This is a genomic window from Enterovibrio sp. QJM3NY_24 (assembly GCF_057786035.1).
On the sequence record NZ_CM173520.1, the window covers coordinates 13,817 to 30,580 of the forward strand.

Below are 16,764 nucleotides of genomic sequence, written 5' to 3' on the forward strand. Positions count from 1 at the left end.
GATGTAGGACAAACATACGGACGACATGATGAAGAATTTCTTAGCTAAGACGGTGTTACTAGCTTCCGTCGCATTGGCTGGGTGTGGCGGTGGCGACGATCCAGTTAGTGGAACGTCAGTGACCGGAGATGAAAGCAAAACACCTCAGTTTTATACAGTTCACGAGAATGGCTCAGGTCTGAACTCAGACTTGAACCTCACGAGTTATGGCTGGCAGCTAAATGACAAGTCCGGGTTGACCGGTTTTGCCGGTGCTACTAACGATCATGTTAATGTGGCAGCTCCTCCTTTTGCGGATGGAAATGGTAAATCAGATGATTGGGGTTGGGGTGCGGCGGTCGCAACAACGGATAATACGAACGTGCCGCAGGCGACTCGCCAAGGTTCGTTGGATTTTTCAGGTTATGCAAATGGCTACATGTCGTTTGAAGTTAAAGGCAATCTGACCAAGCCCGTTACGATTGGTTTTCAAACAGGCATGCCAGCAGAAGACCCAGAAGCCATCGGAGCTGATAACACTCGTCCGGGTACCGAAAATGGTGTTGTGTTTTCACCACAACAAAAATCGGCTAACAGCAGCGCTTCGGCTCGAACGACAACCAGAGAATTCAACACTGAGTGGAAGAAGTTCACCATCCCAATGTCAGAGCTTATCGCCGATAAGAAAATTGACTTCACTGACGTTACTTCTCCAGTTTACTTCAAAGGCTTAGAAGACGAAGACGAGCAAGGTAGAACGCTGCAAGTTCGTAATATTGCTTTTGCAAAAAAACTGACTGACATGCCAAGTTTCGATGATGAAGATGCCGGGTCAGGTTCAGGTGGCGGCGGCAGCGTCACACCGGGTGAAGGTGAAGTAACTGCTCAAGCGTTTATTGCTTACAGTGGTGAAGATGATAGTTTTGCAATGGAATACTGGGGTGATAACTGGGGCAGCGGTACGACTTATACTGTGCTTTCTGATGACCAGTATCCAAAGACTTTCGAGCTTACCAGCGGAAATACTTGGGGTGCGGACGCGATAGCGATTGCTTGGGGTAATGAGCCTGAAAACGCGATTGATATTTCGTCTTACAATTTTGCGCGCTTTAAAGTTCAAACTGACGACTATTCAGACATTAAAGTTTCAGTGCAAAGTGCAACTCAAGATAAAAGCGAAATTGTTTACCCATTGTCGCAGAGCACAGCGCTAAGCAATGGATGGGTGGAGATGGAAGTGCCGCTTCCAGCATTCACAGATATGACCTGGTTTGCGTTGTTATTTGAAGGCAATGCAGGTACAGCCAAAATTGCAGATATCGAATTCATTACTCGTTCTGTGACTTCTGTGAAATCCGCTTACATCGCATACAGTGACGAAGATGATACCTTCTCAATGGAATATTGGGGTGATAACTGGGGCAGTGGTGCAGTGCTTAATGCGCTAACTGGCGACCAATACACCAAATCATTCTCTTTAGCCAGCGGTAACAGCTGGGGTGCTGATGCTGCAGCTGTAGCGTGGGGCAATGATGATGCAAATGCGGTTGATGCATCTGCATTTAAATTTGCTCGATTCAAAGTTCAAGCTAGCTCCGCATTTTCTACTGTTGAAGTTTCGGTGCAGAGTGTTTCTGAAGCCGAGGATAAGAATACCTACAACCTATCAAGCGGTACGTCGCTAGAAAACGGTTGGGTTCAAATGGAAGTGCCTATTCCACAAACTTCTGATATGAAGTGGATTGGCTTGATCTTCAACGGTCAAGGCACCTTGAAGTTTGCGGACGTTGTGTTGGTATCAGCAAGTGGTTCTGATGGAAACACTGATGGCGGCACCGATGGCGGCACCGATGGCGGAACTGACGGCGGCACCGATGGTGGCACTGACGGCGGCACCGATGGTGGTACTGACGGCGGCACCGATGGTGGTACTGGCGGCGGCACTCATGGTGGCGTTGAGCTAGCAGCACAACCTGCACCAACAGGAAACTTCCCAGTATCTAGCGTGACTAATGGCGATGCGCCAGGCGAAGCTGTTCTTGGTAACGCAAAGCTCACTGCGATCTCATACGGTGCATTCCGCACAACGACACGCACCGAAGCAAATGTACCCAGCGTGACCGATCTGAAAGAAGATCTTAAAATCATGCACGCTTCAGGTATTCGCATGTTGCGTACCTATAACACACAAGGTTTCTCAGATACTGAAAATCTGCTTATCGCAATTAGCCAACTGAAAGAAGAAGACGCAAGCTTCGAAATGAATGTGATGCTTGGTGTTTGGATTTCAGCGTTGAATGCATTCTCTGATCAGCCTATTGACCATTCTCAGGAAAGCCCTGAGAACGATGCAGAAATGGACAAAGCGGTTGAGTTTGCTCAAAACTACCCTGACATTATCAAAGTGATTGCTGTTGGTAATGAGGCAATGGTTGAGTGGGCAAGCAGCTACCGTGTTGAGCCAGGCATTATATTGAGCCGCGTTAACGAGCTTCAAGCACTGAAAGCTGATGGCACAATTAGCAATAACATCTGGATCACCAGTTCTGAGAACTGGGCGGTTTGGGCCATCAACAACGATTACTACCGTGGCCACGAAGCAGATATCAAAGCGCTAATTCAAGCCGTTGATTATGTCTCTGTTCACGTTTATCCATTCCACGATACACAGTTTGATCCTGAGTTCTGGCGTGTTCCAGCTGACGAACAATCAATGTCTCGTCAAGCACAAGCGGATGCGGCAATGGGTCGTGCATTTGGCATGGCAATGACACAGTTTGACGATGCACAAACGAGCGTATTGTCTGTTGACAGCACCAAGCAAGTTCACATTGGTGAAACGGGTTGGTCAACGCTTTCAAGTGAAGGCTATGGCGCGGGTGGTACAGGTGCAGCGGATGAGTACAAGCAAAAAGCGTACTTTAATGCGATGTCTGACTGGGCAGGTGAATATGGTGCGTCCGTGTTCTTCTTCCAAGCATTCGATGAACCTTGGAAAGGCGATTCAAGCAACCCAAGTCACTCAGAGCAACACTTTGGTTTAGTTGATATCAATGGCAATGCGAAATACGCCATTTGGGATCAAGTTGATGCCGGTGCTTTCGACGGGATTACTCGTGGTGGCAACCCAATCGTTAAATCAAATGGTGGTAACGCGCAAACTGTTATCGACGGCATTCTTGCTATCCCATATGCGTTCAACGCAGGTGGTGTGATAGAAGGCAATGAGTACACGATTTATAACGGTGCGGTTAACGCTAACCTGACGGCGGTTGCGTGGGAAAATACTGCGTGGCTTGCTGCAAACCCAGACAAGCAAGTTCTTGAGCTAACGACGCCGCCAACGGCGGGTACTGCGAAAGATTGGGGTTGGGGAGCAAGTGCTGCTGTTTCTGGCAGTTCTGGCCAAAACCTGACTGGTTTTGAAAACGGTTACCTGATGTTTGACATCAAAGGCACCACGACAACTGCCATCAACATTGGCTTCCAAACAGGTGCATTTGGTGATAGCACTCGACCACAAACGAACAATGGTGTTGCGTTTGGTCCAGGTGGTTACTCAATTACCTCTGAGTGGCAGTCATATAAAATCCCTGTTACTGAACTGACTAGCGCTACTTCGCCTGATTTCACAGACGTGACTTCACCGATTTTCTTCCAAGGTTCAACTGACGACGGCGGTGTTCTAGAACTGCGCAACGTTCGTTTCAGCAAGACTGGGGAAACTGATGGTGGAACCGACGGTGGCGGCACTGGCTCATCAGGTACTGGATACATCCTGTATACAGGTCAAGAAAGCACAATCACTTTTGAAGATTTACAAGCGTGGAATGGTGCGGGCATCGAAAGCGTTACGGGTGGAACCTATGACCCAGCGCTTACGCTGACTGTTACAGACGGCTGGGGTGCATTGGCTTGGGTTAACACCTCAACTACGGTAGACATCACGCCATATACACACGCTGAGTTCAAAGTGCTGACTGATGCCGACCAAGTTCGTGTTTCAATCAGTAGCCAAAGTGAAGGTGAGAGTGCAAATGATTACTCGCTTTCAACAGGCACTGATTTGACCGGTGGCTGGGTGCAAATGTCTGTACCGTTACCTGCCTACACAGATATGACGACGTTTGCTGTTGTACTTGGTCAGAACGGAACATTACAAATTGCGGATGTTGCATTCGTAAACAATGACACTGATGGTGGAACAGAAGCTCCAGAGACAGCGTATATTCTATATACCGGTCAAGAGAGCAACTTTGCTTTCGAAGACCTGCAAGCTTGGAATGGTACGAGCATTGAAGATGTAACGGGTGGTACTTATGACCCTGCACTTGATGTGACAGCCACCAACGGCTGGGGTGCGTTAGCTTGGGTAAGCTCTATCAACCCAGTAGACGTTACGCCATATACACATGCTCAGTTTAAAGTGAAGACAGATCTAGACGCAGTTCGTGTGGCGATCAGTAGTCTGACTCAAGATGAAGATGCAAATGATTACATGCTGTCGACAGGTACTGCGTTAGACGGCGGTTGGGTGCAAATGGAAGTTCCATTGCCTGACTTTGATGATATGACCATCTTCGCTATCGTACTTGGACAAAATGGCGCACTGCAAATTGCTGATGTTGCATTTGTAAATAATGACACCGATGGTGGTACTAACGGCGGTACAACAACCGTTGGTGATGGCATTGATTTCGAAACCAACACGCTAGCGTGGGAAGTGTTCGAAAACGATGACAACCCTGCGATTGAGTTTGTTTCCAACCCAGATGCTTCTGGTACAAATAACTCAAACACTGTCGCTAAAATCATTGCGCGCACCGCTGGTGCGCCATGGGCTGGTGCGATCACGCGTGACGTTGAATCGTTTACGCTGGATGCATCAAACAGTGTTGTTCGCATGATGGTTTATAAAGACAAAGCCAGCACAGTTCGCTTCAAATTGGAAACAGCAAGTGGTTATGCGCAAGAGCTTCTTGCCCAAAACACAGCCGTTAATCAATGGGAAGAACTGACGTTTGACTTTTCTGATGTTGCGTCATTGTTTGATGGTCCAGTGACTGGCGTGGTTATATTCCCAGACTTTGTCGATGCGGATACTACGCGTAGCGCTGATACAACAATGTATTTTGATAACGTCACTTTCAATGCAGAAGGCACCGATGGCGGCACCGATGGTGGTACTGACGGCGGCACCGATGGTGGTACTGACGGCGGCACCGATGGTGGTACTGACGGCGGCACCGATGGTGGCACTGACGGCGGCACTGACGGCGGCACCGATGGTGGTACTGACGGCGGCACCGATGGTGGTACTGACGGCGGCACTGACGGTGGTAATAACGGCGTAACAATCACTGCGAGCGATATCATCGACTTCGAAGCGAACACGGTAACGTGGGAAGTGTTCGAAAACGATGACAACCCAGCGGTAGAACTTGTTGCTAACCCAGATACCTCTGGAGCAAATGTCTCGGCTACTGCAGCCAAGCTCATTGCACGCACCAATGGCGCACCATGGGCTGGTGCTATCACTCGCGACGTGGAACCGTTCACTCTTGATGCGACCACCAGCGTTGTTCGTATGATGGTGTACAAAGACAAAATCAGCACCGTACGCTTCAAATTGGAAACGGCGAGTGGTTATGCGCAAGAGCTTCTTGCCAACAACACGCTTGTTAACCAGTGGGAAGAGCTGACGTTTGACTTTTCGTCTGTTGCAGACCTGTATGACGGTCCTGTTACTGGCGTAGTCGTGTTCCCTGATTTCGTTGATGCAGATACTACACGTGATGCAGACGCAGTCATGCACTTCGACAACATCACCTTCAATGCTGCTGGCACTGACGGTGGTACAGATGGCGGCACTGATGGTGGTACCGACGGTGGCACTGACAGCGGTATCGACAGCATCGACTTCGAAACCAATGCAGTAACGTGGGAAGTGTTCGAGAACGATGACAATCCAGCGATTGAACTTGTTGCTAACCCAGACACCTCGGGTGTAAACAGTTCAAGCACCGCAGCTAAAATCATTGCGCGCGCCGCTGGTGCGCCATGGGCAGGTGCTATTACTCGCGACGTTGAGTCGTTCACCCTTGATGCGACCAACAGCGTTGTTCGTATGATGGTGTACAAAGACAAAGCTAGCACCGTACGTTTCAAGCTGGAGACGGTCACGGGTTACGCGCAAGAGCTTCTTGCTAACAACACGCTTGTTAACCAGTGGGAAGAGCTGACGTTTGACTTCTCGTCTGTCGCAGACCTTTATGACGGTCCTGTTACTGGCGTAGTCGTGTTCCCTGATTTCGTTGATGCAGATACCTCACGTAATGCAGACACAGTGATGCACTTCGACAACATCTCCTTCAATGCAGTTGGCTCGAATGGTGGCACTGACGGAGGTACCGATGGTGGCACTGACGGCGGCACCGATGGTGGTACTGACGGCGGCACCGATGGTGGTACTGACGGCGGCACCGATGGTGGCACTGACGGCGGCACCGATGGTGGCACCGATGGTGGCACCGATGGTGGCACCGATGGTGGTACTGACGGCGGCACCGATGGTGGTACTGACGGCGGCACCACAGGTAACACTCCAATCGTTATCTTTAACGATGCAGCGAACCCTCAGTGGGTAGCGTGGGATTGTTGTGGTGGAACCACGCCACCTGTAATCACTGATAGTGATGCTGAATACGGCGAAGTTACTTCCTTCCAAGTGGTCAGCGCGACAGTAAATGGCTTCAGTTCCCGTGAAGGTGTTGCAACGAACCCACAGCCAATCGATGTGAATGCATGGATGGTAGAAGGTACAATCTCGTTTGATATCAAGCTAGTTGCGGCAGGTGATGCACCAGCAGATGACTGGAAATTCAAAGTTGAATCAAATGGCGGTCCTGATAACGGCGGTGAGTTCGTAGAGTTGAGCTTAGGTACGCTTCCTGAGTTGAATACTTGGAAGCACTATACGTTTAACCTGAGTGACCTATCCAACAACGGGCTAGACCTCACAGCGATCGATCTTGTCATGGTATTCCCAGCATGGGCTACCGGAGTAGGCTCCGAGTATCTCGTCGACAATGTGATTATTTCTCCTACTGGTGCTGATGGTGGTACTGATGGCGGTGGAACCGGAAGCGGTGAAGCCGGTGATGCAAACACTTTCGTCACATTTAATGGTGAGCAAGATACAATTGGTCTTCAGTTCGTTGGTGATCAATGGGGTAGCGGTGTCGTACTTACTGCAAACAGCGGTGATGCACCTTACTCAGATACCATTACCAGTTCGCCAGCGAGCAACTGGACGGGTGAAGGTCAATCGGCGACCGTTCAATGGGCGACAGCAGTGATGGAGACCACTAACACAGCGGGTGCCAACATTGCGTCATATACTCACTTCTCTTATAAAGTGCAGCAAAGCGACTTTTATGAGACGAAGATTGAGTTCCAAAGCGGTAGCAGTGGAACGATGACGTATTTGGTGAGCAGCCAGAATCCAGCTGGCAACATCAATGGTGGTCAAGTTGTGACAGAAGATTTGGGTAACGGTTGGTTGAAAGTCACTGTACCAACACCTAGCCATTCTGATATGAAAGTGATTGGTATCATCCTTAAGGGTGATGTTGCAGACACTGGTGATATTAAATTCGCGGAGTTTGAGTTCACCACTCAGTAACAATCGTTTTTCATTCTCTATTAAAAGGAGCCCACTTTGGACTCCTTTTTTATTTCCCATCGAAAGAAATAGTTGGAGCGGAAGTATAAGGTAAATAACGTGGACACACACCCTGAAAATGGAAATCGGCGTTACCTGACTTGCATCGTAAACGGCTTTCTGGACTTCGTCTGCCAGACCGTTAATTTTTTTTCCTTTCGTAAACACATCCACTTATCAGGTAACGGCCTGAGACTTATGTATGACGAAAAACGCCATATTCAATCAGCTGTCAGCGGCAATACCAACAATCGTTAAATAATGCTCACTTCTGAGATTCCAACCAGCGAATTAGCCAGTGCTTGGGCTCGTATTTTTAACTATTCTTAGGGTGTGTGTCCCTGTATTTTTGCAATTCGTAAGCGGTGTAACCTCTACCTCTGCGGGGGGGATAGTAGGCGTAACAACTGGTACTCTAGCTGCAGCAACTGGTTGGGGAGCACCTTTTGCGCCTGCGTTGGCAGTATCTTCTGGTACTTACACGGCTTATAAGTTAGATCAAGAAATTGATATGATTTGGGATTATCACAAGCCAAAACTAGTTGATATAATATCAGTGGGGTACGAAGTGGGAGCGGATGCTATTGATGATGTTAGAAAGTATTTTGACTAAAACCTCTCTTTGAATTTGATTTAGTTGGATTGGGTTAAATGACCCTGAAATTTCTGTTGAAATCTAATTTTCAATAGAAATTAAGATTTTTACTTTTAAAGAGAACTTGATGCGCATGGAAGAGCTCCTTTTATTCATTGTTTTTTTATTAAGCTGCATGAGTTTTGTCAGCTTTATTTTGTTGTCCATTTACATTGGTTTTCTAATGAAAAAGTTCGACAAGGATCGCTACAATGACATTTACATTATGCATTTTCCAACTTCTCCCTATCTTACAGTTAGTTATGTATTCAATGGCCTTGTGCTTGGAATGTATCCAAAAGATAAGTGGTGGGTGTTCTATGTATCTAGGGTGGCGATAGCTATAAATATGATTAGCTTTTTTATTATGTTGTTAGGTGTATATTTTAATTCTTAATCAATGAGTCGAATAATTTCTGGAACAGACACCCTAAGAATAGTTGGAATATAACTTCCCAGGCATTACTAGCGACGACATTGTGAATTGGCGCTTGCGAGCTCTGAAAGACTTTTAATAAAGGAGCAGTTATCGTGACAGAAAATAGGTGTGTGCCAAAGGGCCTTGTTGATCAAATCGTTAAGCTAACGAATTGATCCTATTTGATTTTAACGGCCTAACCAGTTGGTTTTCTAACAGGCATACCGAGTCTTATGACTTTGTTCATTGCCTTGACGTTCGCTAACGCTTCTCCGACTTGTGCGTTGTAATCTCTTAACGTCAATTTTGGACTGAGTAACTGCTTATAGCGGTACATCGCCGTTTCTGACAATGACCGTTTGTGATAACCACTTTCTTGTTTCCACGTGGCGAGATCACCCGATTTTAAGGCGCTTACAGCTATGTTTCGAGGATGCCCTTCCTCCCAAAAACCTGCGTTACTTCTCGGAGGAATGGTGGGTGTTATCCCCTTATTTTTCAATACACGATGGCACGCTTTAGTATCATAAGCACCGTCAGCGCTCACTTGTTGAATCTTTCGACGAAGCGGATTCAACAACGTCGGTAAGACTTCATTATCACCAACACTATCCAAGCTCACTTCAGCAGCAATGGTCTCGTGCGTAGCGGCATCAATAGCGAGGTGCAACTTACGCCATACTCGGCGTTTTTCTTTACCATGCTTACGCATTTTCCATTCACCTTCCCCATACACTTTTAGACCAGTGGCATCGATGACGACATGAGCGATAGGCCCACGGCTTGGAGAACGATAGTGAACTTCGACGGTCTTTGCTCGCTTGCTAATACAGCTATAAGAAGGAGACGTCAGTGGAACATCCATGAGCACAAACAGCGAGTTAATGAATCCTTCGAGTGCTCGCAAAGGGAGCTTGAAAACTCCTTTGATCATCAATGCCGTCTCAATCGATGCATCACTAAATTGGAAACCCCGACCACGCTTCCCATGGTGTTTATTGCAGCGCCAAGATTTGATGGCAGCAGCATCAATCCAAAAGGTGACCGAGCCACGATTTTTCAGGGCTTGGTTGTATTCTTTCCAGTTGCTGATCTTGTGCTTGGATTTGCCCATCATCATCTACCTGTTTGAGGTCCTGATGATCTGATCGCGGCTATTGATATTAGTTCAATGATTTAGGAAACAACGCCGTGCCAAAGTGTAAACTGGATGATGCCGTCTTCATTGCGGAGACAGCAAACCCCAATTATCCAGATGAAAAAACGGCAAAATATAGTTTGCTAGGTTGTAAGGCTTGTGAGTCATTGAAAGAAATTAGACGAGGGCCTGAAGAGGATCGTTGGGGGTCTTCCAAAACAGAAACTGTTGAAATCGATTATGACTATGCTGCGAAAAACTACGGTTTATCTGCAGAGGAAATCAAAAACAAGATACATAGCGTATAAAACCATCTTTAGCCCAGCTTCTTGCTATTTAAATTTCCAATGACAAAAGCCCGCTCATCTCTTATCAGTGTTGACGCCACGCCTTACTATCACTGCGTTTCACGCTGTGTGCGACGCTCGTTTCTTTGCGGTTATGATGACAAATCCCAGCAAAGCTATGAGCACCGCAGAGAATGGATTGAAAAACGTCTGTTAGCGCTGGCAAAGGCATTTTGTATCGATATTTGTGCATACGCGATTATGAACAATCACTACCACGTCGTATTACATATCAATACGGAAAAGGTCAAAAGACTGTCACCGCACCAAATCGTTGAGCGGTGGCTGGCGTTTCATCAAGGCCCCGCACTTGTTCAGCGCTTCATGCAGGGAGATAAACTCTCCGATACAGAAACAGAGCGATGCAGCGAAATCATAGAAGTTTGGCGAGAGCGTCTTATCTCAATCAGTTGGTTAATGCGGTTACTCAACCAGCACATTGCCTCAGAGGCCAACCGCGAAGACAAATGTACAGGCCATTTCTGGGAAGGGCGATTCAAAAGCCAAGCGTTATTGGATGAAAAAGCCTTAGCCGCTGCCATGGCGTACGTGGATTTGAATCCAGTGAGAGCCGCCATGGCGGAAACACCAGAAACCTCAGAGCACACGTCCATCAAGGCGCGTATTGAATCGCTAAAGAAAGCAGAAATTACCGCTGCCCACTTATTCCCGTTCGCAGGAAACCCGCGACAAGACATGCCTGATGGCATCCCCTTTCGGTTGATGGATTACCTCGCGCTTGTTGATTGGACAGGCAGACAAATCCGAGATGATAAAAGAGGGAATATAGACAACACGCAGCCATCATTGCTTGAACGGCTGGGCTTTGACAGTGAAAACTGGTTGAGCACCTGCACATGTATAGAGCGAGGCAGCATGATTGGCACAGAATCGTCACTGAAAGCGGCGTTACCTGACTTGCATCGTAAACGGCTTTCTGGTCTTCGTCTGCCTGACCGTTAATTCTTCTTCCTTTCGTAAACACGTCCACTTATCAGGTAACGGCCTGAGACTTATGTATGACGAAAAACGTCATATTCAATCAGCTGTCGACTGCAACGTGTCATTCAATTACTCGCCATTTTGATTTCAATGACAAAAGCTCGCGCCCCTCTCATTTCCTCCTTGATTCGTTAATTCGATGTTATTCCCATACACAGTGTCATTCACTTTTGAGAACTGGGTTCGTATGTGTGGCATATGAATGGTTGGAGGGTTAACTTCTGTTAGCCTTTTTGGCATTCGCACTCACAGCGAATGTGGATTGGCGCGTAAAGCCTAAAAGCGTCTTATGAGTCGAACCTCTGATTTGAACTAACAAGGGAGTGAACCTGTGAAAAAAAGCAAACTTTGTATCATCGTATTGGCCAGCATCGCGTCTTTTGGTGTGGTGGCAAAAAGCGGCGATGGGAACGTGTCTGATGAAGCGATTGCAGAACAGCGTAGTGAGCTGGCAGAAAATACGGCTGGTGAAGGATTCGGCCCTCAGTCTCCAAGAGACATCGATTCGCATGAAGGTCGCAACACGTTGTCATTTAACCCAGCGCCGGAATACACACAGATGAATCTGTGTAATATCCACTTCCATAAAAATGCGGAGCACAAAGGGGGAGAATTCACGAAGTATGCAGGCAATGGTGACGGTCATGGTTACCAAAGCGGCTTCCAATATGCCGGTAAGCTGAGTGCAGCTGAGCTTGCGCCTGTGAAAGGTAAAATCTGTTCAAGCAAGCATGGCGACGTGAAGCCGGGTGATACGATCGAAGTGCATTATGTTCATACCACTGCACAAGTTGAACCAGGGGCAACCTTGGGTTCATGTTTTAATGACGCTAACAAAAATCCACAACTCCGCGTAGAAACGCAAGTTTACGTGGTGGTAAATGACAATACTGCGTTGGATTTTGAAAAACTGAATGAGCATGAGAAGAAAGACGGCGTGCATCAGGCGATCAACATGCCAAACAACACAGGTAAACCTATTCAATACGCGGGCTCAACGACGGGCCCTGGATATAATGAAGAAGGCTCACCATTCCAAGTGACGTGGAGTGTTCGCCCTAAGGTTGCCAAAGTAAATATTGCGACCGTTGGTGAATGGTGTGAGGGCAACGATTTTGATGAAGATCATGCTCACGGCGTCAGAAACCTTGTGGTGAATAAAGATCTGCTTTCTGAAATCCAGCAATAGCAATAGCAATGACGAAAGGGCGCATATTTGCGCCCTTTTTGCCTGCCTATCTGCGTACACACTGCTTATCACTTTTTCCCATTCAGGTCGTAGTGCGAGTTTGAAATACTGAAGGTACTGGAAAGACACCCTAGTTCAACACATAACAAATCATGATGTGTTAAATAAATATTCATGCATGTTTCCTGATGGGTTGATGTTTTACATTGTGTTCATAGCAAAAAACATACAAGAGAGAGACAGTCTATGAATACACGTTTTGCACCTTCTACCCTTGCGCTCGCATTAATGGTTTCCTTCAGCGCATCAGCGGATTACGCCAGTTTAGAAACGTACAAAGGAAAACCGGCTACCGAACAAACAAAGCAAGCCAATGCAGGACTGGCAAAGCAACTGCCTTGGCAAGATACCTCAGCGTTTGAGCGCACTCAGCGTGGTTTGATTGCAGAATTCGGCAGCCACCAAGCCGGCGAGTTGAAGCAACGATTTGACTACATGGACACCATGAATGTGGATGAATTGCCTGACACAGTGAATCCGTCAATCTGGCGTCAAGGTATGCTCAATTACACCGCAGGGGGTCTGTATGAAGTGACAGATGGCGTGTATCAAATTCGCGGTGCCGACTTGTCCAACATGACTATTTACCGCACCGACAATGGTTATGTGATTCACGATCCATTGTTATCACGAGAAGCGGCGGCCGCTTCATGGGAATTTGCCAAGCTGCATCTGCCGAAAATTAAAGGTGAACACAAAATCACCGGCATGATCTATTCGCACATGCATGCGGATCACTTTGGGGGTTCACGCGGCATTCTCGAATCTGGTGACATGGTAAAAGACGCGCAGATTTACGCGCCGAAAGATTTCATTAAAGAACTTGCGGATGAAAACGTGATTGCAGGCACCGCCATGGGGCGTCGTGCAAACTACCAATACGGCACAACGTTAGATAACAACCCGCAAGGTATTGTCGATAACGCACTGGGCTTGGGGACATCGCGTGGTGAAGTCACCTTGGTAGCGCCGACGCAAGAGATCCAACCGCGTGAAAAAGAAATCACCATTGATGGGCTAACATTCCACGCGATTAACATGCCAGGGGCAGAAGCACCCGCAGAAATCGTGCTTTATGTACCGGAATATCGATCATTGAATACTGCTGAGCTGACTTATGACGGTATGCACAATATCTATACGTTCCGTGGCGCGAAAGTGCGTGATGCACTGGTGTGGACCAAATATCTCACTGAACTCAAGCTACGTTTTGTGGATAGCGGGCTGGTAGACAACATTCATGCGGCGCACTCTGCACCTGTGTGGAACGATGCTGACACAAAAGTGAATGAAATCTCAGAATACATGGCACTGCAAAGAGACAACTATGGCTTCATTCACAATCAATCCATGCGTTTAGCTAATCACGGTGTCACTGTTCACGATGTGGGTCGTGAGATTGAAAAAATTGTGCCGCAAACACAAAAAGACACCTGGCATACCAACGGGTATCACGGCTCTTACAGCCATAACGCAAGAGCAGTGGTCAACCTGTATCTTGGTTATCATGACATGAACCCAGTGAATACCAACCCACTGCAGACGACAGAAAAATCGTGTGTTTATGTAGAAGCCGCAGGAGCGGATACGCTGTATAAAGCAGGCAAAGTCCACTTTACCAACGGCCAATACCAAGAAGCATCGCAACTGTTCAATGATTTGGTTCAATGCGACCCAAGCAACATTGATTATCGCTTTGCATTGGCAGACAGCTTTGAACAGCAAGGCTACCAGTCGGAAACCATGGCATGGCGTAACTCGTATTTGCAGGGCGCGGTAGAACTGCGTACTGGTGAGATTCAGCCGTCAGTGAAAATTGCATCAGCAGACGTGATTGCAAATACACCAACAGGTATGTTCCTTGATTTTGTAGCGGTGAAGCTCAACGCTGAAAAAGCCGAACTCGCTAATTTGGACTTCCGTTTCGCGGTCTCGCACCCTGAGCTAGAAGAACATTACTATGGCGAAGTCTCTAACGCGAACATGGCGAATATCCAAGTAGAGCAGTTACCGCAAACCGATGTTGCACTGTCAGTGAGCAAGAACGACTTCACGCAAGTTGTATTGGGTAAAACAACGCTAAACGCATTGGTGAAAGAAGGTAAGGCGACACTGAAAGGAGACGCTAGCCTAATACAATCATTGGCAGGGACTTTAGACGAGTTTGACGGTATGTTTGAAATTCTACCCATGCCAAACAAATAAACCCCTAACATAGCGTCATAAAAATCCCTCAGCCTCGGCTGGGGGATTTTTCGTTGGTGACGGGATCAGGCTTTTGGCTTGTCCTTACGTTGTTGCTGACGGCCAAAAATCTGCAATATCGACCACACACTATTCTGTAACAATGCAATAAATCTCATTAGTGATATTACCGATAATTCCCTGTTGGCTTATCTGTGACCGATGTTACAAAAAAGTAAATGGCAGCTTGTCGCTTCTCAGCATTTTTCTAATATCACGTGAAAAGAAAGCGCTTTCTTTTGGTGATGTTTACACCTATGGCTGTTTACGGGTTGGCTACACTTTACAAATGAAAGACATGGTTAGGTTTTTGCTGAGTGCGTGGCAAGGCGTTAGCTCGGCAGATCAATAATTTATAAAAACAAAGGACGGAATGATGCAAAACAAGAAACTCCTCGCTTCTATCGTGTGTGGTGCGTTGCTAAGTGCTGGCATTTCTGCGTCTGAGATTAAGCAGGGTGGCACGCTCAATGTGCCCATCATCACCACCGGCTTTGTTGAAAACTTTAACCCTTATACGTCTAAAGATGTGTTCCACGGCATCATGTTTGAACCTTTAATGGTGTTCAACAACATGACGGGAGAGACGAACTTCCGTTTGGCAGAATCTGCCAATTATTCTGACGATTTGAAAACCATCACCGTAAAACTTCGTGATGGCTTGAAGTGGTCTGATGGCGAGCCACTTGACGCAAGCGATGTGGTGTTCAGTTTTGTGCTGACAAAAAATTCCCCGGCGTTCGATCTCAAAGGTATTTGGTCGGGTGGCAATTTGCAGTCGGTAGAAGCGAAAGACGGCAACACGGTTGTGTTTACCTTGGCAGAGCCAGATTCCACCTTCATTTGGAACCTGGAAAAATACCACATTGTTCCCCAGCACAAATGGTCTGGGGTTGAAAACCTCACCACCTTTACTAATCCAGATCCTGTGGGCAGCGGCCCAATGACCACAGTAAAGTTCCTTAAATCGCAACAAATGGAGCTTTGCCGCAACCCGAATTACTACCTTGAAGGGCGTCCTTACCTTGATTGTGTGAGCTTTCGTTCATACAACGATAACTCCCAAATTCAGCCTGCGCTGATGAAAGGCGAAATCGATTGGGGTTCAAACTTTATCGCGGATATTGAATCTACCTTTGTCGCGCGTGATAAAGCCAACAACCATTTTTGGTACCCCGCAAACGACGCGATCCATTTGTATTTGAATACAAAAGAAGCGCCTTTTAGCGACCTGCGCGTGCGTCAGGCGTTATCCATGGCGCTTGATCGCGACCTGATTGTCGATATCGCTGCTTACGGTTACCCCACTGCCAACTTTAATGCTGGCGGTATCGGCGAGCTTTATGAAACCAACATCAATAAAGACATCTCAAAAAAATACAGCCATTTGACTCAGTTCAACCAAGAGAAAGCCAAAGCACTGCTTGATGAAGCGGGCTTGAAAGATGTCGATGGCGATGGATACCGAGAAAAAGCGGATGGCTCGCCACTGGCGTTTGATATTGAAGTGGTCAACGGTTGGACTGACTGGATTCAAGTGGTCCAAATGGTGACTGAGTTTTACGATGAAGTCGGGATCAAATCTGCCATCAAAACTGTTGATTGGGCGGTATACGACAAGAACCTCAAAGAGAGCAATTACGACGTCGCGATTAACTGGTCGATGGTTGCCACCAATCCGATTATTGCTTATCAAGAATATTTCTCGTCGTCGCGTGTTGGCAAAGGCTGGCATGCTGGCCACGGTGTGAATGACCCTAACATTGATGCATTGATTGATAGCTTTGGTAAGACGGGTTCTGCCGAAGAACAAAAAGAAATCTTGGACAAGCTGCAAGCCTTTACGGCAGAAAACATGCCGTTTATTCCACTGTTCTCAAACCCTACGTGGTTCCAGTACAGCACCAAGAAAGTGGACGGTTGGCCAACCAAAGAAAACCCATACGTTCAGCCAGTTTGGTATGACGGTGGTAAGCGAGTGATCATTTTGAACAACTTGCATCTTAAATAACCAAACCGCGAGCCCTCGC

General features: G+C 47.2%; 8 protein-coding genes. 7 read left to right on the plus strand and 1 reads right to left on the minus strand.

The features are described from left to right. The first annotated feature begins 25 nt into the window (after positions 1 to 25). Complete coding sequence (locus tag AC3CIC_RS16430; RefSeq protein ID WP_488516382.1) at positions 26 to 7,663, plus strand: glycoside hydrolase family 17 protein; 7,638 nt, start codon at positions 26 to 28, stop codon at positions 7,661 to 7,663. A gap of 337 nt (positions 7,664 to 8,000) precedes the next feature. Further along, positions 8,001 to 8,315 carry a hypothetical protein gene (locus AC3CIC_RS16435; RefSeq protein ID WP_488516383.1) on the plus strand — a complete coding sequence of 105 codons (315 nt, stop codon included), beginning with the start codon at positions 8,001 to 8,003 and terminating at the stop codon, positions 8,313 to 8,315. Positions 8,316 to 8,950: 635 nt separating this feature from the next. Here AC3CIC_RS16435 and AC3CIC_RS16440 read toward each other — a convergent pair. After that, positions 8,951 to 9,868 (minus strand): IS5 family transposase, encoded by a 918-nt coding sequence (locus AC3CIC_RS16440; protein ID WP_488515876.1) that lies wholly within the window; start codon positions 9,866 to 9,868, stop codon positions 8,951 to 8,953. Between the two features lie 77 nt (positions 9,869 to 9,945). Between AC3CIC_RS16440 and AC3CIC_RS16445 the strand changes: the two genes are divergently transcribed. The 5 genes from AC3CIC_RS16445 to AC3CIC_RS16465 all read left to right on the plus strand — a co-directional run bounded on the left by AC3CIC_RS16445 (position 9,946) and on the right by AC3CIC_RS16465 (position 16,745). Beyond that, complete coding sequence (locus AC3CIC_RS16445; protein WP_488516384.1) at positions 9,946 to 10,200, plus strand: hypothetical protein; 255 nt, start codon at positions 9,946 to 9,948, stop codon at positions 10,198 to 10,200. Positions 10,201 to 10,239: 39 nt separating this feature from the next. Then, entirely contained in the window at positions 10,240 to 11,202 is a 963-nt protein-coding gene (locus tag AC3CIC_RS16450) for a transposase (RefSeq protein ID WP_488516385.1), read from the plus strand. 391 nt (positions 11,203 to 11,593) lie between these two features. Continuing rightward, positions 11,594 to 12,430: a delta-class carbonic anhydrase gene (locus tag AC3CIC_RS16455; protein WP_488516869.1), complete on the plus strand. Its 837-nt coding sequence runs from the start codon at positions 11,594 to 11,596 to the stop codon at positions 12,428 to 12,430. Between the two features lie 246 nt (positions 12,431 to 12,676). Continuing rightward, complete coding sequence (locus tag AC3CIC_RS16460; protein WP_488516386.1) at positions 12,677 to 14,695, plus strand: alkyl/aryl-sulfatase; 2,019 nt, start codon at positions 12,677 to 12,679, stop codon at positions 14,693 to 14,695. A gap of 415 nt (positions 14,696 to 15,110) precedes the next feature. After that, the gene (locus tag AC3CIC_RS16465) at positions 15,111 to 16,745 is read left to right on the plus strand and encodes an ABC transporter substrate-binding protein (RefSeq protein ID WP_488516870.1); all 1,635 of its coding nucleotides are present in this window, start codon (positions 15,111 to 15,113) and stop codon (positions 16,743 to 16,745) included. Positions 16,746 to 16,764: the final 19 nt, after the last annotated feature.

Bases quoted from the DNA above. Each gene is read 5' to 3' on its own strand.
- AC3CIC_RS16430 (WP_488516382.1), top strand. From the start codon at position 26: ATGATGAAGAATTTCTTAGCTAAGACGGTGTTACTAGCTTCCGTCGCA.
- AC3CIC_RS16440 (WP_488515876.1), bottom strand. From the start codon at position 9,868: ATGGGCAAATCCAAGCACAAGATCAGCAACTGGAAAGAATACAACCAA.
- AC3CIC_RS16450 (WP_488516385.1), top strand. From the start codon at position 10,240: ATGACAAAAGCCCGCTCATCTCTTATCAGTGTTGACGCCACGCCTTAC.
- AC3CIC_RS16460 (WP_488516386.1), top strand. From the start codon at position 12,677: ATGAATACACGTTTTGCACCTTCTACCCTTGCGCTCGCATTAATGGTT.
- AC3CIC_RS16465 (WP_488516870.1), top strand. From the start codon at position 15,111: ATGCAAAACAAGAAACTCCTCGCTTCTATCGTGTGTGGTGCGTTGCTA.